The organism is Rhizobium bangladeshense (assembly GCF_017357245.1).
Taxonomy (GTDB): domain Bacteria; phylum Pseudomonadota; class Alphaproteobacteria; order Rhizobiales; family Rhizobiaceae; genus Rhizobium; species Rhizobium bangladeshense.
This window is the reverse complement of sequence record NZ_CP071612.1, coordinates 3,316,533-3,335,015: the sequence shown is the minus strand read 5'-3', so window position 1 is coordinate 3,335,015 and position 18,483 is coordinate 3,316,533. Positions and strand designations below refer to the sequence as shown.

Below are 18,483 nucleotides of genomic sequence, written 5' to 3'. Positions count from 1 at the left end.
CGTCTGCAACGGAATTGAAGGGCTAACCGCGCGTACGACGACCCAGCGCGGAATCGAAATCAAAACAGCGATACAACTTCAGATATATTTACCGCGAAGTGGATAACGACAGTGATTTCTGGACCTTTCTGCATGTTCCAAGATACAAACCGCTGCGGAGGAAGCTCTTTATGGAAGATTGGTTTAACTATCTGATGAGCTGTTTTTATATGGCATTTCAAAATGCCGTTTTTTTATGGCGACTGTCCAAAACGGCGTCTCCCGGCTTGATGATCGGCAGTTCGCAGCACTTGCTCTCAGCATTATCGGCATCATTCTCATCCTGTTCGTCGCGCTCGTCAGAACCTCGTCGCGGTTGCGTCGATCGACAGGCGTCGTTCGCTCGCTCAGCGATGAACTTGCGCAGGCCACTCAGGACCTCAACGTAGAGCGTCTCTGGCGCCTGGCCGGCGGCGACGGGGCTGAACGGCCAGCTGCAGACAGCTTGACGGAGCTTTACAGGATCCTGTCCAGGCATAACGGTGATGAAAGTCGCATAGCCTGAAGCGCGGCCAATGCGGGCGGGGAGCTTAGACTAGTTGCGATTTTCTGCCGGCGGCTCTTGACGGAGAAGTTTCGGTTGCGTGCGGTTGGCCGCAACCGAGTGCTCCGGCGCGGGGAGCCATGTTCTGCCGGAAAAATAGTTCCTCGTCCTTTTCTCAGGGCCTGACGTTGCATCCAGCGAGAGGGTAAAATTGTAACGCTCGGGATTGAGCACTTCGTGGGTGAAGCTGATGCTGGCTCCGAAGCCGTCCTCCTTGATATCCTTTAGGTCTTTTATCGCATTCAGAGTCTCATGAAAATCGAGCCATTGCGGCTGACGCAGCATGGTTTCGAAAATGCGCAGGATGGCTGGGTCGAGCTGGCCATTCTGATCCCTTTCGGGATTGACGATCTTTACGCGCATGTTGCTGATCGCGCCGGCGGCATCGCCGCGAACGATGACGAAGATGGAATTTGCGAGCTGATCCTTCTCGCGCTTGCCGCTATGCTCGTAAAAACACTCGAAGGTGTCGGCGTCGAAGCTGGCCGCTGCCCATTTGCTGGTCTGAATGCCTGCCTGGCGCAGTGCCGCGCACATTGCAGGTCCGGATATGCGCCATGTGCGCAGAAAGGCCGAAGCGGTCTGTGCCACGGGCGCTTCAATGGTGTGCGGCGGCAGCTTGTAAGTCGCCGGCGCCGAGCGGGGAAGGGCTTTGGGCGGTTGCGGCTTAACCTCAGGCGGAAAAAGATCGAAGCCGAAATAATGGCCGACCGCCCTCAAGTGTCTCATATCGTTGGAGAGGAGCACCGTTCCGATAACCAAGGAGACGGAAATCGTCAGCAGCAACCAGAAGATCACAGGAATCCGCGGTTTTCCTGCCGGCTGTTTCGCATATGCGGGCGACGAATTATTGGGCAAGCTTGTCTTCTCCGGCACGCGAGAAGGTTTCGATGTCTGTCCAGATCCAGCAGTATACATGATCCGTTAAATATCTTTGGCCTCGTGTCTGCAACCGAGCGCCCTGTCGTCCGCTTCCTCATAAAAGCAAGCTGTCGGTTCCGCCGTCGAAATGCTTCACAGCATTGGCGCCGAGAACTCCGATACAGCGTTCGGCAATTGCGGCGAGGGGTTAGCCGCTGATCTTGCTGCTTCTGTGACCGCATCAATCGGTATCGTCCGAATTGTATTTAAAACTGGTCAGTTTGAAATCATTGTTGAATTGACATTAATATTTCAGCTATTGGTCGAGCTGAAAATATAATCCGCACCAAAAATCGTAAAAACTTCGGATATTTGCTTTTATTTCGCGCGATTGGTTAGAATATTGGCGCTGAAACCATACATTATTTTGCCGATATATTTGTCCATCAGGCGGATTTCGCGGGTTGTATCAAATTTTCGACGTAATGATCGATAGGTTGCGCTGAAACTGCAGAAAGGAGAGGACATGTCCATCGAGCTAGACGCAACCACCTACGTTCACGCCAAGGCGACAACTGCACACTCTTATATTTTGCCCAAGGTTTTTGATGTGCTGGGGGATCATTTCGATGGTTCTGTAGAAAACGACGTCTTCGATCTGGGGTGCGGCACCGGGGGAGCCGCCGCTGCTCTGGCGAAAGCAGGATATGATGTCGTCGGCGTCGATCCCTCCAGCGATGGGATCGGCAAGGCCAATATCCGGTATCCTGGACTGGCGCTGAGCGTCGGCTCGGCCTATGACGACCTGTCGCGCGAATATGGCAGCTTCAACGCGGTTATCAGCCTGGAGGTTGTCGAGCATGTCTACGATCCCAAGACCTTCACCTCGACGATGTTTGATCTCGTCAAACCAGGCGGGATCGCGGTCATGTCGACGCCCTATCACGGCTATCTGAAGAACCTTGCGCTTGCTGTGACGGGAAAAATGGATGATCACTTCATGCCATTGAAGGATCACGGCCATATCAAGTTCTGGTCGAAAAACACGCTGCGCACACTGTTGGTTGAAACCGGCTTCGATAATGTCCGCTTCGAATATGTCGGAAGAATTCCTGCCTTTGCCAAATCAATGATCGCCGTCGCCGACAAGCCGCTTTAGCCAAGTGTAGGCGGCTGGTCGATTGCGCGACAGTCTTCCGGCAGCGAGGATGCAGACGGCACGACATCGCGTCATGCGCCGCAGTAATCCACAGGTTGTTTCTACTGCATGCGGCGCTGAAAAAAACCGTTACGAAATATTTACTTTTAGTTGCATTATTGCTTAAACTCTCCATTATACAGCGGGGCATATTGATGAAGCGGGAGACTTAATCAGATGAAGGCCAAATCGCCGAATTCCATCGATGTCTATGTTGGCAACCGTGTGAGAGTTCGACGAAAGACGCTCGGGATGACCCAGCATGGTTTGGCCGAACTTCTCGGCATTACCTTCCAGCAGATTCAAAAATACGAAAAAGGAACGAACCGGATCGGCGCCAGCCGGCTCCAGCGCATATCCGAGATCCTTCGCGTGCCGGTCGGCTTCTTCTTCGAGAACGGCGGTTCCGGTCCGGTCGAGGGTGAGACGAGCGAATTGAACAAGTTTTTGTCCTCCAAGGAGGGCTTGGCCCTCAACAAGGCGTTCATCGCGATCGAAGATCCGAACATCCGCCAGAAGCTGGTGGCATTGGCCAAAAGTCTCGCGGTGGCGGGATTGCCTGACGTCGATAGCGACCTGCAGGATCCGGTCGTACACAACTGAGGAACGGATCGTGCTTCATCTGCAGACATTTAGCGATCTGCGGTTGACCGAGGCGGATGGCGAGCTCGTTCGCTATCCGATCAAAGGGCTGTTGATGATGGCCCATATCTACGCGGGTGCGAGCAATGAACTCAGCCGCTATGAACTAGCTCAATTTCTGTGGAGCGACGTCGAGCCGGAGTTGGCGCGGCTCAATTTGCGCAAAATGCTGTCCCGCATCCGTGAGATGGACGGCGGGCGCGTTGAAACAGCTTTTGATTTCACCGCCACCACGGTTTGCCTCAACAAGCAAGTGGTTTCCAGCGATCTGGATGTCTTTCGGGCCGGCGGTACGCCGCTGGACCGGCTGCAGGCGATCGCCGAGTTGACCCAGCGTGGTTTCATCGGAAATATCAAGCCGGCGACAAAGCCGGTAGATGCTTGGATCAGGGCGCAGCGGGACGTCCATGCGCTGCAACTGCGTCAAACATTGCTGGAGGCGTTGCCGGATGAGCAAAAGCCAGGCGCGGCGCGTATCATTTCCAGCGCTGCCCTGCAAATCCTCGAACGGGATCCGAATGATGAGCAGATCAGGGCATTGCTGCATCGGCTATCCGGTGGCTCGTCGTTGGGCGAGAGATTGCCAGATGACGGCGGCCGTCCAAGGGCGGAGGTGAAGCGTCCCGAGCCCGGCAGCCAATCAACCGACATCGAACGCATATCGCCGACACTGAGGATCCTCCCTCGTCTGGTGTTGCTTCCTCCTACAGCGAAGCACGCCGATGCCGGACTTGCGCTTGCCAACGCCCTGATCGAAGACGTCACAATCGAACTCTGTGCGCTCCGGCATATCTCCATCGTCGCCCCGCATACGGCTGGACAGATCCGCCGCGACTCCGAAAAAGCGGCCGTGGTCGCGCGGCACTCGATCGCCTATCTTCTGGATACCCGATTTTCCGAAGAGGGATTGTTCGCTCAGTTGATCTATTTCCCCACGGACGAGATCATCTGGGCCAATCGTTTCAGGATGACCCCCGATATATTGCCGCGTCAAAGACGGATTATCGCCCAGCAGCTGACCGCGTCGGTGGCGCGTGAGCTGGCTGAAAACGAGGAGGAACGGTTACGTTTCGAAGCCAACCCCGAGGCCTATCACGCCTATCTCGTCGGCTCGAGCCTGATGAGCAAGCTGACACTGCCGCATATCCGGCGGGCAAGGAAGGCGTTCAAGCAGTCGCTGTCGCATAAGACGGATTTCTCGCCGTCATTTACCGGCCTGGCAAGAACTTTCACCAGCGAATGGCTCGTAACGGCGCAGGGAAACGATGAACTGCTGCATCTGGCGGAGCAGCATGCGCTTCGCGCCATCGAGCGAGATCCGGGATCGGCGGCGGGTCATCGTGAGCTCGGCGTCACCAAACTTTATCTCGGTGATGTGGATGCCAGCGTCGCAGCCCTTCATCTGGCGGAAGAACTCAGCCCGCATTTTGCCGATGTCATCTACAGCCATGCCGATACACTCGTTCATGCATCCCGCCCAGGCGACGCGCTCGCCAAGATCAGGAAGGCAATTTCGCTCAATCCGATCGCACCTGACGCCTATCTTTGGTGTGCGGCGGGAGCAAGTTTCTTCCTGGAACAGTATGAAGAGGCCATCGCTTATGTCGACGCGATGAAAGACAAGGCGCCGGCCCATCGTATCGCCGCGGCCAGTTGCGCAATGGCCGGCGATCGAAAACGGGCACTCTTCCATCGGCAGCGCGTCGAGAGCATCAACCCGGTGTTCGACGTCGAGAAGTGGCTCGCCATCGTTCCCTTCAAGGAGCAATGGCAAAAAGACCTATATAGGGAGGGCCTGTTGAAGGCCGGATTTTAACAATAGCTGAGGGGCATCACATGGCGAAGGCTGTCATTATAGGAATACCTGGCGAGGCAGGTCTTTGGCTCGCCGATCTCGACGCCGGCACGGTCAGACCGCTCAATCCCACTGGAGAATTGGCGACCGCGAGCGGCCTGCGCAAAGCCGGCGGCATATTCGTGAAGGGCGCCGATATGGCCGTCGCCGTTTCGTCGGCGCAGGTCGCTCTTTCCGGTCACGTCGACGGCTGAGCGGGCATTCTGACGGACCGATCCATATATTCCGACAGGATTATATCGCCGCGGGAAACTCTTTCCCGCGTCGAGCCTTTCTTGGCACGGTTCGGCATAACAAGAGTTGCGAGACACACCGGGCTTGATGACGTCGGAATTCCGGTCTGGTGCGCCTATACTCCGAATTCGCGATCAATCGTGATTGCTCAGGGAAAGGGTCTGACCGATGTCGACGCCAAAGTGTCCACCGTCATGGAGGCCCTGGAACGGGCAGTTGCCGGCGAACCTTTCGTCGATCTCGTCCTGAGTACCTCATTGGGTCTGCAGACGATGGGGCACAGGATTGATACGCTGGACTGCCTGATTGCGATGCATAAACCCGATCTCGGCCCGGACGAGGAGACGGAATGGGTGGCCGGCATCAATATCCTAACCGGAGAGACGATTTATATCCCTTTTGAAGCGGTGTTGCTCGACCGCACTTACGATGCGCGATACTGGATGTCATCGGACGGCCTGGCATCAGGAAACAGTGTCGAGGAGGCGGTTTTCCATGGCGTGCTCGAGCGGATCGAGCGGGACGCGCATGTGCTGTGGCAGGTTGGCGGGGAACCGGATCGTTATGCCGGCTGCGTCGACCCTCGCGGTTTCCAGGACGATGCACTGACCGGGTTGATCGACAAGATCGAAAGGTCAGGATTGGCGCTCAGGCTCTTCGATATTACCAGCGACATCGCCATTCCCTGTTTCACTGCCATTCTGGGGCCACGGGATGCCGTTCCAGGCCAGCGGGATCGCCAGTGCGCCAGGGATATCCGCCTTGTCGAGGTGACCGGCGGTACGGGAGCCCATCCGTCTCCCGTGCGCGCGGCCATCCGGGCGGTAACGGAAGCCGTGCAATCGCGGCTCACTTATATCAGCGGAGCCAGGGACGATATTTCTCCCGTCACGTTCTCAAGGTCCTTGCCGCCGCTGATGCGGCGGGCATTCGACGCAGTTCCCGTCTCGCCGGTCGCCGGTCCTGTCACTGGTGGAACGCCGGAAAATCAGGATCTAGCGCATTTGCTGCAGCATGTGCTGGACGCCTTGCGAAACAGAGCGATCGGTTCGGTGGTCGTCGTTCGCCTCAGCGACGAAACGCTTCCCTTTGGCGTCGTCAAGGTCGTCATCCCGGAGCTCGAAAATCCGGAAGGGCAGCGTGCTCGCCCGTTTGGAACAAGGGCGCTCGCCAGGGCGATAGGCTTTTGAAGATCATTTTCGCAGGTCCCAGTCTTCCCGAAGCGGCCTCACTTGCCGGCGGGTCGATACGCGTCCTGCCGCCAGCCACGCAGGGCGATGTTCTGGCAACAGTGGATCAAGGTGCCAATGTCATCGGCCTGATCGATGGCGGCTTCGAATACGCCGCCCCGGTTTGGCATAAGGAAATCCTCCGTGCTCTTTCGCTTGGTGTGACGGTTCTCGGAGCCGCAAGTATGGGCGCGTTACGTGCTGCGGAATGTCATTCGTTCGGGATGATCGGGATCGGCCGCATTTTTGAAGACTACCGTACGGGCCGGTTGGTCGACGATGCCGCCGTGGCGCTGGTGCACGCGCCGAGCGCTCTGGGCGGCAAGCCGCTGACGATACCACTCGTCAATGTCAGCGCCACGCTCGATGCCATGGAAAGGAATGAGTTGCTCCCCGGTGGGTTGCGCCAGGTCATCGAAGATGCCGCAAGCGCGATTTTCTTCAAAAGACGGACGTGGCGGGCAATCGTCGAGCAATGCGCTGGCATAGCCGAGCCGGATCGCCCTCACCTCCTCGCCACCCTTGTCTCGCATTCCGTCGATCAAAAACGCATCGATGCCCTTGAATTGCTGAAAGCAGTGCAGTCAGCAGCTGACATTCGCGTGGATGCCGATTTGTCCTGGAAACTCCACGAAACCTCATTCTCCACACGGCCTGCATTGTGAAGGGAGAACGACGACAGTCACCGGGAGTTGTGTCACGCTTTTTTCACGGGCTCGACCACGTCAGCCCGCGTATCATTCCTTCAATTCGTTGGAGAAATGGGCATGGGCGTGACATCGGCTGCTAAAGTAAATGGGGATCTCGGGGCGGAGGACGGTCTGGACGAACTGGTCGCACTGGCGAGGATGATCGCCTACGCGCGACAGGTTGCTCAGGATGTCAAACTGCAATTCGCCACGAATTGCCTTGATCTTGCTCTTGAGGCCGTGAAGCAGGAAGTCGGGGAGGGGCTGACCAGAGACTTGGCTGAATTGAGCTCTCCGGTTCCGCTGGTGAGCATAAGAAGTCACTGATGTGAGCTTTCGGGGGTGAGATGTTTGTAGCCGCTCATTAAAGCGCTCCGTTCACCTGCTCGGCGAGAGTCGCTGGAACTGGCTATTGCAGTGGCAGTTCAAGCTCGATCTCGGATCGTGACTGGTGCTTACGCGTCATTGAGCGCAATTGGCTGATGCGGACGTGACCAAGCGGTCCATGAGACCGAAATTTGCAGGAACACTGCGGGGAGTTCTCGTGACTAGCCATCGGTCTGTCGAAAAATAGGCCTTGGTCCTCATCTGCGATGCTGAGGTCGACTTAATGCCAAGAGCAAAATTAAAGCTATTTTCGCTGCCGGCGTCGCGGGTGAAGGTAAGATAAGCGCCGAATCGTTCGTATTCAACATCGCTAAGGTTTTGGATCGACGTAAGCGCGTCCCTAAAATCGGGCCAGCACGCCCGCTTCACAATGATCTCGAAAATGCGCAGGACGGCCGGGGCGAGATGTCCCTGTGCATCTGTCTTCGGTCCAATGATCTTGGCGCGGATCTCAAGAATTTCACCAATTTCATTTCCACGAACCTTAACGAAGGTCGAACTGATCGGTCGTACCTCGTCCCGTTCGTAGATGCGCTGAAAATAACATTCGTAATTGCGATTGCGCATCGATGCGGCTTTCCATTCGCTCATCTCGATGCCGGCCTCTCGAAGACCGCCGCAAATATTTGGCCCCGAGACCAGCCACCTCCGCAGAAACTGACTTGCCAGCTCCAGCTTGGGGACCTCGGTCAGATGCCGCGATACAGTTATCGGCGGGAGAGGAGAAGGAGCCGCCGTATCGAGGGCTGTGCGTGGTGATTGGGCAGTCTTGTTAAGGCTCTGGTGTTCAAGGAGTCCGGCAGGATCGACGGGGCGGATTTCACGGTAATAAGCAACGATACTTGCAAGAAGCAAAATGGGTATCAAAAGCGCTGGCCAAAGCAGCCAGCCGTGGTTGCTCGCGAACTTCCGATACCGAGGTCGGCTATCGCGAGGAGGACCGACTGTTGGTGGCACTTTGCCCACGGCGTTACCTCGCAAGCTCGCGACCACGGGTGTCGGTCGGCGCGTGGCCAATCAGCCCGTGCGGTGAGTCATTCGGGAGCGAGCAGCGATGTGAAAGCGTACAGTCGACTCACCTTCGAGTGATTTTGATGTCGAGCGTAACAAGCGTCAAGAATGGTAAGGAGTTTCGTTGACGTTGTCTCCGGGCAAGGAGACGGCGGCTGTTTGGTTTCAGCGGTTGTCTAATGATCGGCCGGGTGGCCGATCCTGATCTCAATGGGTCAAATCGCGCTTCTGGGCCAGCAGTAATATGTAGTCGTCGGCAATGTCCGCGATGGCCATTGCGACTTCCGCTGGATCGCACCCCTCGACCTTCGTGTTTGCAATGAACTGATAAACCGCCTTCTCAATCTGTTTCCGGCAGATCATCACGCGTTCATCATAACCAAATTCCGGAATCTGCGATGCCATATCACTCATCAGGTCGGCTCCTCACTACTTGCAGTGACCATGACACAAATTATAAGTTGAGCAAGCAAATGCTTTATGAAAGGTTAATTCGATGGCGGGGTGCGACCATTTCGACACAGGTTGGATCGTGAGGGCATTCAGGCTTGGTGAATGAGGCCAGCTCTTTTGTGCAGGAGGACTGATTGTTCTATGTCGGGAATGGTGAGCGTCTCTTACGCTGAGGGTGGTCTTCGCCTAGAGGATCTTCGCCTGGAGGGTCTCCGCCATCTGACGAGCTTGTATTGACCGATCCAAGGCTGACCTTACATCGGTCTGGTCGGCGGCCTGGCGAACAGTTCAACCCTTTGATTTGTCGGCATATTAAAGTCCAAACTCGCCTCCACACCCGATATTCTTTGATGCTGAATTGCCTTGCCAGTCTTCGGTACCGACGCGGTTCCCGGAGACCGGTGGATCATCGTCGTGGCGGCCTCTTCTATAGAGCGGTTGATCAACGCGTTTGCGAGAAAGCAAAGCAGGAATGAACGGCAGAAGTTTTGTTCTCGAAATGAGTTTATTCCCGATATTTTCAGGGAAAAATCCAATAACTCCACGACAGGTGAGGTATAAGTATGGTTTCATCAAAAGGTAAAAATGAAGGTTTCACATGCAGGTTGTGTTTCAATATCAACTAAAAGGCGAATAAGCCTTGCCTAATAATGATCGGCGGATGTGGTGGTGTTTAGATTAAAAAGACGACATGCTGATCTATAACTGAAAATAATATCGTCTGCGTGACGCCTCTTTGAAATCAGCCAGTTTTCTCCTGAAGCAAAAGCGGCGTTAGTCCGGTGTCGAGCGAGATGTTAGCGCAGTAAGAGAAGGAGCGACTGTCCTTTCCTGTCGACATCACAGATTTTCTCAGCCCATCTACACAGACCAGTATTACCATCCGATGCAGGATCTATCTGCGCCAGCCTGTCGCCTCGCAAGGTCGAGGACCCGTCGGGGTGGTGACGGGCCCTCGGATTAGATTGCTTGCACAGTGCGAGGCTATAATTGCTTTTAAAGTTGATTATGTCACAGATTATTATTGGGGCAATTACGATTTCCCACACTTTATTGTCAAACTCCTATCGACATCGGCGAGTCTACTGAATTTTACTTCAAAATTATGGGGTGATTGCCAGTTGAGTGGAAATGCCGAGCTTTGAAGGCCTCTTCGTTTTCCTCAATTGCGGAGATGCTCTATCTCCTCGCGATCGCAGCGGACTTTCCGCCGCACCGGTCGATCTCCGACAAACGCCTGAACAGGGACCTCGTTCGGAAACGGGACCACCCGCCGACCAGAGGGATAAGGGGATCCAAATCCTCGAATTTCTTGAAATATTGTTGCTTGGATTGCTTGATCGGCCAGACTTTGAACAACGCCTTGTTTGCGGCTCTGATAGCTTTCGAAACGATCAGTTTGATGACGACCCCTGCTGCAAGCAGCGGGCTATGATGGTAGATGTGTTTAAGTGAGGCTGCGGCGCTGCGCCAATCTCTCAAAGCTGCAAATTTCGAGAACGCATAGAGGTGAGCCGAGGCGCGGGCGCAGCTGACAACGAAAGCGGGAAGTCCCGGATTGCGGGCGGCACATTGCTCAGTCACCGCCAGAAGCGATCGTGCCATTCGGGATCTGTCGGCAGACATGGCTGCAGAATGAACGCGATAACCCACCAGGCCGAGTGGCACCGCCTCGATCTTGAAATGCTCGGCGGTGCGGAGCTCGAAATCAAAGTCTTCGCATCCTCCGATGCCCCGCTTGGCATAGCTCGAATCGTAGCCGCCGATCTTGTCTATGACCGCGCGGCGCACCATGAAGCCGCTGCCATTGCCGACGAAGCGGAAGACGAGGTGACGAATGAGAATGGATTCCCGGGCGCTGAGCGACGAGCCCGACTTCGTGCAATATCCCTCGGAATCGATGAGACGGTGAAGAGCATAGACCGCACCCCAGGTGTCGGGCAGGGGATGAAGTGCTGACAGCATTCTCTCGATATAAGTGGGATGCCACAGGTCGTCCGCATCCAGGAAGGCGATATAGCCTGCTTTCGATGCTTCGATCCCGGCATTGCGGGCTGCGGCGACGCCACGGTTTTCCGTCGACAGAAGTTGGATCCTTGAATCCTCTGCTGCAAAGCGCCGACAGATGGACGCCGTCTCGTCCGTCGAGCCGTCATCGACGACAATGATCTCCAGCGCCGTGTGTGTTTGATCGATGACGGATTGAAGCGTCTGGGCGACGTAGTCTTCGGCATTATAAGCGGGGATTACGACTGCCACGAGAATCCCCGATATGGGTGACATCTCCATCGCCGTCACCCAAGCTTGGATGTGGATGCGAGCATTGGCGGGCGAAGATCTATCTGGTTCTTCATCAGCTTCGCGACAGCGGGGCGATGGCTGACGACGATCAGTGTTCTGTCAGCATCTTCCTGGATCGCCGAAAACACCCGCATCTCGGTATTTTCGTCAAGCGCGCTCGTCGCTTCGTCCAACAGCAGGATTTGGGGTCTGCCGGCGAGTGCGCGCGCCAGGCCGATCCGCTGCCGTTGTCCACCCGAAAGCCGCACCGCCTCGTCGCCCAGCCATTCGTCGAAGCCTTCCGGCAGATTCTCGATGAATTCCGTGGCGCAGGCGACATCGGCGGCCCAACGGACGTCCTGCTCGGAGATATCGCGACGGAAGCGGATGTTGTCGTAAACCGTGCCCTCCATCAGCTCAACATCCTGGCCCGATACCGATAGCAGTTGCAGCCAGCTGGATCGATCAAGGGTTGCCAGATTTCGACCGTCGATCGTGATCAGGCCTCGCGTCGGCTGAATGAGATCGAGGATCATGTTCAGAATGGTCGTTTTGCCGGAGCCGCTCGGTCCTGTCAGGGCCGTCGTTTCACCTGCTTTGATCGAAAAGTTGAGGTTGTGAACAGCCGGTGCGGTCGCATGCTCATAGGTGAACGAAACATCGTGGAAGACGATGGCTTCCGAGAGCCTTTTGACCGGCTCCCCCTGCAAGGCCTGTTTGGCGTCATCCTTCTCGGAAAGCAGCGCCAGCACGTTGTGCAGGGACGCTTCCATCTCGTAAAGACGCAGGATCTGGGAGTCGAATCCCTTGATATGGGGTTGAAGCCTGTAAAGGAGGATCGTTGCAGAGAGCGCTGCCTTGAAATCGACTGGAAGGAATTGCGAAGACAGGATGATTGTCAGGATGACCGCAAAAGTGAGGACTTCGCTCACCAGTGAGGTCGTCGCACCCATCCAGTCGGACCTGCGCCAGGTGTGGCCCACGTCCCTCGAGAGCTCTTCGAACAACTTTTGGTGGCGCTTTTCGAGGCCGAAGCTTTTGACGGCTTTTAAGGTCTGCAGCGTTGTCCAGCTCAACTGCGTCAATGATTCCACCGCGGCGAGCGCTGAAGCGCCTAGACGGCGATAGGCACCGGCGAAGAACCCCAAAGCGAAATTGTGAATGCAACCGAAGGCGAGCGCCAGTACGGCAATTGGCCACGCCATGACAAGCATGCCCACGCCGAAGATCACGATGGTGCCGAAATTCACTCCCAGACGCACAAGGCTGGCGTGGGCTGACGATACTGCATAGGATTCAGTGGCGATGACGTTAATCAGGTCGCTGCGCTCATAACTCTGAAAGCGCTGGAAGGGGATGGTCAAGACTTTGGCATAGAGACGATCCCGCATGGAGTCGCTGATCTGATGGTTAACGGCGCTGTCAATCAGGGAATTTACAAATCCCAAGGAGATTCTGAGGAGAATGGAGCCGATTAAGATGCCGATCAGTACCGGTTTCGACAGACTGAGATCGACTCCGCCGAAAAACGCCGGCAGGGATGCGCCGACGCCGGAAGTGGAAGCTTGTTGGCCGAGGAGAAAAACCAGGCTGACGAGCAAGGTAATTCCGACCATCTCTGAGAATCCCGTCAGAATTCCCAGGATGATCATGACAGTCATCTTGAGCCGCAGCGCCGGCACGAGTTGCCGAAGCTCACGAAAGCGAGCCGCAATGACCATGTTGTACGCGTTGGTTGGCCGGGAGGAAGCGGATTGTCGCATTCTATGCATTGTCGGTCATCCGCGAACGCTTCGGGCTGAGCAACTCCCCGATCGGCCCGAAACGATCGCTGAATGGCGTGCCAGGTTGCGGAATGGCTGCCCCTGCAAAGACATTTTTCGGAGCCGAGGGCTTTCCGAGAAGGCGCTTTGCAACGCGGATGCCATGACGTTTCACCTGGCGAAATCGCTGTTGCAACCCATGGGCGATCAGCTGCGGGGAGTATTCCCTCGCCATCATCGGCGCCAGCTTCCTGACCTGGTTATAATCGCGCGCGGCAAAGGCTCTGTTGAAATACCAGCGCGCCGTGTTGAATTTTGCCGCCCGGATATCGTGCGCCAGATGCGGATAACGCTTGATGATCGGTTCCATCACCAGAGAGTGAGATTTTAGCATCCGAAGGGCATTGCTCGACATGTTTCCCCTGGTGAAGCGATAACCCGTGAGAAAATCGGGAGCCAGGGCGAAGGGTAATGTCTCTGCCAGCGCCAGATAAAGTTTCAGGTCCTCGCAGCCTTCGGCGCCACTGTCGCGAAGGCCTGCGTCATAGCCGCCGCAGCGGATGATTTCCTCTCGCGGCATCAAGGGTGTGCTGCCATTGCCGATGAAGTTTTCGCGCAAGAGAGGTTCGAAGATGTTGCCTTGATGGAGGACCGGGCGCGAGTGGCCGAAAATGATTCCGTTTTCGTCGATGGCTGCATACCAATTATAGGCGACACCCTTACCCTCGGGAAGTTTCCGCACCGCCTGGAGCTGGAGCTCGAGCTTGTGGGGATGCCACACGTCATCGGCATCGACGGGGGCGATATAAACTCCGCGCGCTTCTCTGATGCCATGGTTGCGAGCACGCGCCACCCCGCCGTTGACCTGGGTGAGAACGCGGACACGATTGTCCCGTAGACGATAGTCATGCGCGAGCTCGAGAGTGCCGTCGCGGGACCCATCGTCTACCACGAGAATTTCGAGCCGGTCATAGGACTGGTTCGAGACGCTCGTCAGCGTCTCCAAAAGCGTCTTCTCGGCATTATAAGCCGGTATGACGACGGTGATGAGCGGGATGGCTGTGGTGGTCATGGCTTGGTCATCCGATAAAGGCGCCCGGCAGGCCGATGAGATCAGGAAAGTCTTCAAGGGGGCGATCCCCGCGCACTTCGAGGCGCGGGAGAGCGTAAAGGTTATCGGAGAAGGCGGCCGTTGCCGGACGGGTCGTGAAGGCAATCGCGTAGCCGGCCTGCGCCAGAATGCCGGGGACGCGGAAATCAGTCGCCCCATAGGGCAGCGCGATGGCGTCAGCGCTGGCTCCAAGTCGGCACTGCAGGGCATTTCGCGACACCATGGCTTCGGCGAGCAGGTCATTGTTATCCATGGCGGTCGCAGGCGCATGCGATGCGAGGTGGGAGCTGAAGCTGACACCTTGTTCATGCAGGGCCTCAATGTCCGACCAGGACATCAGCGGGGCCGGCTCGCCATAGGCGCAATCCCAGTCTGACCGACCACCAACTTTGTCGGTGACAACAAACACCTCGGCTCGGAAGTCATTCTCGGCAAGGATGGGGAAGGCGTGCGTCCGGAAGTCCAGGTAGGCGTCATCGAATGTCAGCATCACCGGGCGGCCTTGAATCGGTTTTCCGCTTCGCAGAAGAGTGGCCAGGGTCTCAGAGGTCACCGTGTAATAGCCTTGCCGCCGGAGGAACTGCATCTGTTTGCGGAAGACTGCTGGCGGCGTGCGAAAACGTTGGAGTGCTGCCGGGCCTTTGTCCGCAATCCTGTGATACATCAGAACGGGAACGGAGCTCGTGACCTCGGTCTCCCACGCAACCTCGCGTTCTACACCGGCAGGTCCCCAGATGACGTGCTTTGCGACATCCGCGTCCAGTGGACTTCCGTGCGTCTCGGTCCGCAGGACGGGAGCGGCCGTCGCGGGTCCTCTCCGAAACCGATGGATGGCGTAAAGATCTGTCTCGATCGATTCTTCCAACGCAAGCCCGATTTGTTCGGCAAACACCTTCTTGATCGTCCCGACGCCAAAAGGGTTGCCCCAGTCGAATCCGGTCCGATCGGCTTCGTCCCTGCGGATATGCGCATGAGCGGTAATCAGGTAGCCGTTCGGCTTCAAGGCCGCCGCCATCTTGCGGCAGACGTTTGCCAGCGTCTCCTCGTCCTTCATGTAATAAAGGACTTCGGAACAGACGATCAGATCTTGTTCGCCCGGGAGATCGTTCTTGACGAAGTCGAGAACGTAGAGCTCGACGTTGCGATGATCGTGACATCGATCGATCGCTCGATCGATTGCCCGCTGGGAAATATCAGTCGCCGTGAGATGGGCAACCCTCTGCGCTAGCTTGTCGGTGAATATCCCTTCGGCGCAGGCGAGTTCGAGAGCTTTCCCGATCCCTTTCGGGATCAGGCTTAATGTCTGCTCGTACTTGACCTGCTCGTAGACCGACACGTAATTCCAGGGGTCCGGGCGTTCGAATATATGCTCCCAATAATCTTCTTCGGACTGAGGGGCTGCCGTTTGTGTTCCTTCCTTTGGGCCTGTATTCGAAGCTTTTGCAAGCCGCGGGCTCAGGCCGCGTCGGAGATCCCGCAGAACCTCGGACAGCCGGGCGTCATTGTCCTGTTCGTCGCCTGGCGCCGTGGCAAGGAGGGCATTGCCGGCGATGCGCGCCAACAGCCTTTTCAGGCGTCCTCGACGGCGGCCGTTCCGTATGATGAGACCGCCGATGGCCCTGTAGCCCCGCACTGCTTCCGTCGTCCAGGAACGGGCATAGGCAAGCGTCGTCGGCGTCTGTAGATGTTCGACCGCTTGCATCTCCTTCATGATCAGCCTGATCTGCGCCCGGATCGAAAGATCACCCCAGAGCGGCCCCACGAAGGAGCCGACATGCTGTTCGCCTGAGAAGGCGTGCATGACAAGTGTGTCGGCCCGCTCGGCATTGGGAATTCTGGAAAGCGCGCCGAGCTCGACGCTGACAACCCTGACATTGCCGAGCGTAAACGATCGCAGAAGATTTCCGGAGGATATTTGCCAGGCCGCGGCCTCGATGATCTTGCGACCGGTGCCGGGCAAGGAATGACGCTGAATCAGCTGGATGAGCAGGAGGAAAATCGGCTGCCATTTGGCAAGCGCATCGATCAAATCGTCGGCCCGCTCGGGCAAAAGCCCCGTCTCCAAGCCGTGCAGAATGACGCCGGCAAAAAAGCTCTCATAACCCGCGGCGTCCGGCATTTCGGGGAGGAACGCGGCAAGGGCTGCAATATCCATCGCCGGATCGAGTTTTGCCGCAACGACCCAGCAGAGCATCCGCAGTTGGCTGACGGCGGGCGTAATCCAGCCGGCCTCCGGCCCCTCGGCCAACAAGCCTTCCTGCATGCGGAGCGCTTCTCCTTTCGTCGTCACGCGAATGGCGTCACGCACCATTTTGAAAGGATCGCCGGAGAGAGAGCCAGTCTTCATTCGATAGAAAGCCAGGCAAGCATCGACACGGCGGAATTCGGCGCCCGCAAAAGCCATACGCAGCCAGAGATCCCAGTCCTCGCAGGTCTGCAGGGTCTCGTCCATGCCTCCTATTCCCTCGAAGAGGCTCTTGGGAAAGACGACGGTATGAATGGCGAGCGCGCAGAAGGACGAGAACTCGCGCTTGGCGGCGTCGCCCGCAAGGACGGGCGGCTGCTCCACCCGCATCATGCGCCCGTCCGGGGCCACCCTGCGATAGGCGCAGAAAGCAATAACGGGCCGAGATCCATCCTCCGCCACTGGTTGCATGTTTTCGATGAAGGTCGAATCTAACCAGTCGTCGGCGTCGAGCATACAGAGCAGGGGCGCGGCCGCCAGACGCGCGGCATGGTTTCGCGCTGCCGCCGCACCGGCGTTCGGCTGGCGGACGGGGAGAATGCGGGCGTCCTTTGCGGCGATGCCTTGAAGAACCTCCCAGGTGCGGTCGCTCGAACCGTCGTCAACCACCACCGCCTGCCAATTCGTCCGCGTCTGCCGCTGCAGGCTGATGAGACATTCTGCGAGCGTATCCTCTGCATTATAGGCAGGGATGAGGAAGGAAATATCCGGCGTCGCGGCGCTCACCATGCGGGCATCTTCCATCGGCGCAGAACGTAGAGCGCGCCATTGATGCTTCCGAGCATTTCCTGCCTCAGAAAGAAATCGTTCGACGTGGCACCCTTGCGCAGGCGTTTGCGCAGCCGTCCGGCATAATATTTCGGAAAGGAAATGATGATGCGCCGCAGATTGGCGCGGTTGCCGGTGTTCTGATACTGCACCAGCAGGGCCGCGACATGGCCGCTCATATATTGGTAGATCTGCCTGGCGAGTCCCTTCATATCCTTGCGATGAAAATGCCACGACACGGCGGTCGGTTCATAACGGCAGACATGGCCATGATGAAGGAGCCGGTTCCAATATTCGGAGTCGCCGGAACAGCCGGCGGCGCCCATGTCCAGGCGAACGTCGAACAGGCCGATCTCATCGAAGACCTTGCGGCGGAAGGCCTGGCTTGCGCCGGCGCCGATCGTCCAGACCGGCGCGCCAAAGCGCGCATGGCTGTTATAGAAATCCTTGGTGAAATCCTGCCTGATATAGCCTCTGCCGAAACTCCAGTGTTTTTCGAAGATGAATTGCGCCGGGGTTGCGAGTTCTCCGGGAAGGATCAGGCCGGTTACGCAGCCGATGTCCGGACGGTCAAACGCCTTCATCAGGTTCTGCAGCCATTCCCGGTGGAGGACCACATCGTCGTCGGTGAAGGCGACGAATTCGGTTTTTGCCGCACGGATGGCGGCATTGCGGGCATGATCCAGCCCGACCCGGTCTTCACGGACGTAGGTTGCGCCCGCTTCCTCGACGACGCGACGGGTCGCGTCCCCGGCGGAGGCATTGTCCACCACGATAATTTCGACAGGACGAAGCGATTGTTCCGGGATCGAAGCCAGGCAACGGCGCAGTTCCTCCGGCCGGTCCTTGGTGCAGATAAGAATGCTGACGTCGCGATTGTTCAGGGGAGTTTGCGCTACCTGGCGCGCATGGTCGAGCGTAACGCGCTGGACGACACGCTCAGCCAACGCAGCTGCTTTCTCAGGCGCTTCAACATAGGCCTGCCCGACAGGAAGGCCATCCGACAGAAAGACAGCAAGCCCTTCTGAAAGGGCGGGCGAAACGGCATCGACGTCAACCGAGGCGAGATCGAGATAGTGAATTGGTACGGGAAAATTTATGTCCTTGAGATCAGATGGAATTAGTACTCGCATCAACACACTCTCGATCGCACCGTTGAGCTCTGCGCATCGCG

The 18,483-nt window shown here is 57.0% G+C and carries 16 protein-coding genes; 8 read left to right on the top strand and 8 right to left on the bottom strand.

Annotation, left to right across the window (positions count from 1 at the left end):
• Nucleotides 1-235 precede the first annotated feature (235 nt).
• Nucleotides 236-544, top strand: coding sequence for a hypothetical protein (locus tag J2J98_RS16205; protein WP_246569378.1), 309 nt, complete (start codon nucleotides 236-238; stop codon nucleotides 542-544).
• A gap of 30 nt (nucleotides 545-574) precedes the next feature.
• Here J2J98_RS16205 and J2J98_RS16200 read toward each other — a convergent pair whose 3' ends face one another.
• Complete coding sequence (locus tag J2J98_RS16200) at nucleotides 575-1,441, bottom strand: DUF6030 family protein (protein WP_207601586.1); 867 nt, start codon at nucleotides 1,439-1,441, stop codon at nucleotides 575-577.
• Nucleotides 1,442-1,970: 529 nt separating this feature from the next.
• Between J2J98_RS16200 and J2J98_RS16195 the strand changes: the two genes are divergently transcribed.
• The 7 genes from J2J98_RS16195 (at nucleotide 1,971) to J2J98_RS16165 (ending at nucleotide 7,618) form a co-directional block, all read left to right on the top strand.
• A complete protein-coding gene (locus J2J98_RS16195) occupies nucleotides 1,971-2,603 on the top strand; it encodes a class I SAM-dependent methyltransferase (protein WP_138392906.1) in 633 nt (210 codons plus the stop codon).
• Nucleotides 2,604-2,819: 216 nt separating this feature from the next.
• The gene (locus tag J2J98_RS16190; protein WP_064705904.1) at nucleotides 2,820-3,245 is read left to right on the top strand and encodes a helix-turn-helix domain-containing protein; all 426 of its coding nucleotides are present in this window, start codon (nucleotides 2,820-2,822) and stop codon (nucleotides 3,243-3,245) included.
• Nucleotides 3,246-3,255: 10 nt separating this feature from the next.
• The gene (locus tag J2J98_RS16185; protein ID WP_207601585.1) at nucleotides 3,256-5,100 is read left to right on the top strand and encodes a peptide antibiotic resistance protein; all 1,845 of its coding nucleotides are present in this window, start codon (nucleotides 3,256-3,258) and stop codon (nucleotides 5,098-5,100) included.
• Between the two features lie 20 nt (nucleotides 5,101-5,120).
• The gene (locus tag J2J98_RS16180) at nucleotides 5,121-5,333 is read left to right on the top strand and encodes a hypothetical protein (protein ID WP_064705902.1); all 213 of its coding nucleotides are present in this window, start codon (nucleotides 5,121-5,123) and stop codon (nucleotides 5,331-5,333) included.
• A gap of 42 nt (nucleotides 5,334-5,375) precedes the next feature.
• Entirely contained in the window at nucleotides 5,376-6,563 is a 1,188-nt protein-coding gene (locus J2J98_RS16175; RefSeq protein WP_207603151.1) for a YcaO-like family protein, read from the top strand.
• Nucleotides 6,560-7,267, top strand: a complete 708-nt coding sequence (locus J2J98_RS16170) for a TfuA-like protein (protein ID WP_138392909.1) — start codon at nucleotides 6,560-6,562, stop codon at nucleotides 7,265-7,267. The genes J2J98_RS16175 and J2J98_RS16170 overlap by 4 nt, the downstream gene beginning before the upstream one ends.
• A 102-nt stretch (nucleotides 7,268-7,369) precedes the next feature.
• Nucleotides 7,370-7,618, top strand: a complete 249-nt coding sequence (locus J2J98_RS16165) for a hypothetical protein (RefSeq protein ID WP_064705899.1) — start codon at nucleotides 7,370-7,372, stop codon at nucleotides 7,616-7,618.
• A gap of 135 nt (nucleotides 7,619-7,753) precedes the next feature.
• On the opposite strand, the gene J2J98_RS16160 is transcribed toward J2J98_RS16165, so the two are convergent.
• The 7 genes from J2J98_RS16160 to J2J98_RS16130 form a co-directional block, all read right to left on the bottom strand.
• Nucleotides 7,754-8,533: a DUF6030 family protein gene (locus J2J98_RS16160; protein WP_311043659.1), complete on the bottom strand. Its 780-nt coding sequence runs from the start codon at nucleotides 8,531-8,533 to the stop codon at nucleotides 7,754-7,756.
• A 363-nt stretch (nucleotides 8,534-8,896) separates the two neighbouring features.
• On the bottom strand, nucleotides 8,897-9,103 hold the full coding sequence (locus tag J2J98_RS16155; protein WP_064705897.1) for a hypothetical protein: 207 nt from the start codon (nucleotides 9,101-9,103) through the stop codon (nucleotides 8,897-8,899).
• A gap of 1,218 nt (nucleotides 9,104-10,321) precedes the next feature.
• Entirely contained in the window at nucleotides 10,322-11,431 is a 1,110-nt protein-coding gene (locus tag J2J98_RS16150; protein WP_259664135.1) for a glycosyltransferase family 2 protein, read from the bottom strand.
• Between the two features lie 5 nt (nucleotides 11,432-11,436).
• A complete protein-coding gene (locus J2J98_RS16145; RefSeq protein ID WP_207601584.1) occupies nucleotides 11,437-13,194 on the bottom strand; it encodes an ABC transporter ATP-binding protein in 1,758 nt (585 codons plus the stop codon).
• Nucleotides 13,187-14,257: a glycosyltransferase family 2 protein gene (locus J2J98_RS16140; RefSeq protein ID WP_207601583.1), complete on the bottom strand. Its 1,071-nt coding sequence runs from the start codon at nucleotides 14,255-14,257 to the stop codon at nucleotides 13,187-13,189. The genes J2J98_RS16145 and J2J98_RS16140 overlap by 8 nt, the downstream gene beginning before the upstream one ends.
• Nucleotides 14,258-14,264: 7 nt before the next feature.
• Nucleotides 14,265-17,270, bottom strand: coding sequence for a trifunctional glycosyltransferase/class I SAM-dependent methyltransferase/polysaccharide deacetylase (locus tag J2J98_RS16135; protein WP_207601582.1), 3,006 nt, complete (start codon nucleotides 17,268-17,270; stop codon nucleotides 14,265-14,267).
• Entirely contained in the window at nucleotides 17,264-18,442 is a 1,179-nt protein-coding gene (locus J2J98_RS16130; RefSeq protein WP_207601581.1) for a glycosyltransferase family 2 protein, read from the bottom strand. Before J2J98_RS16130 ends, J2J98_RS16135 begins: the two co-directional genes overlap by 7 nt.
• Nucleotides 18,443-18,483: the final 41 nt, after the last annotated feature.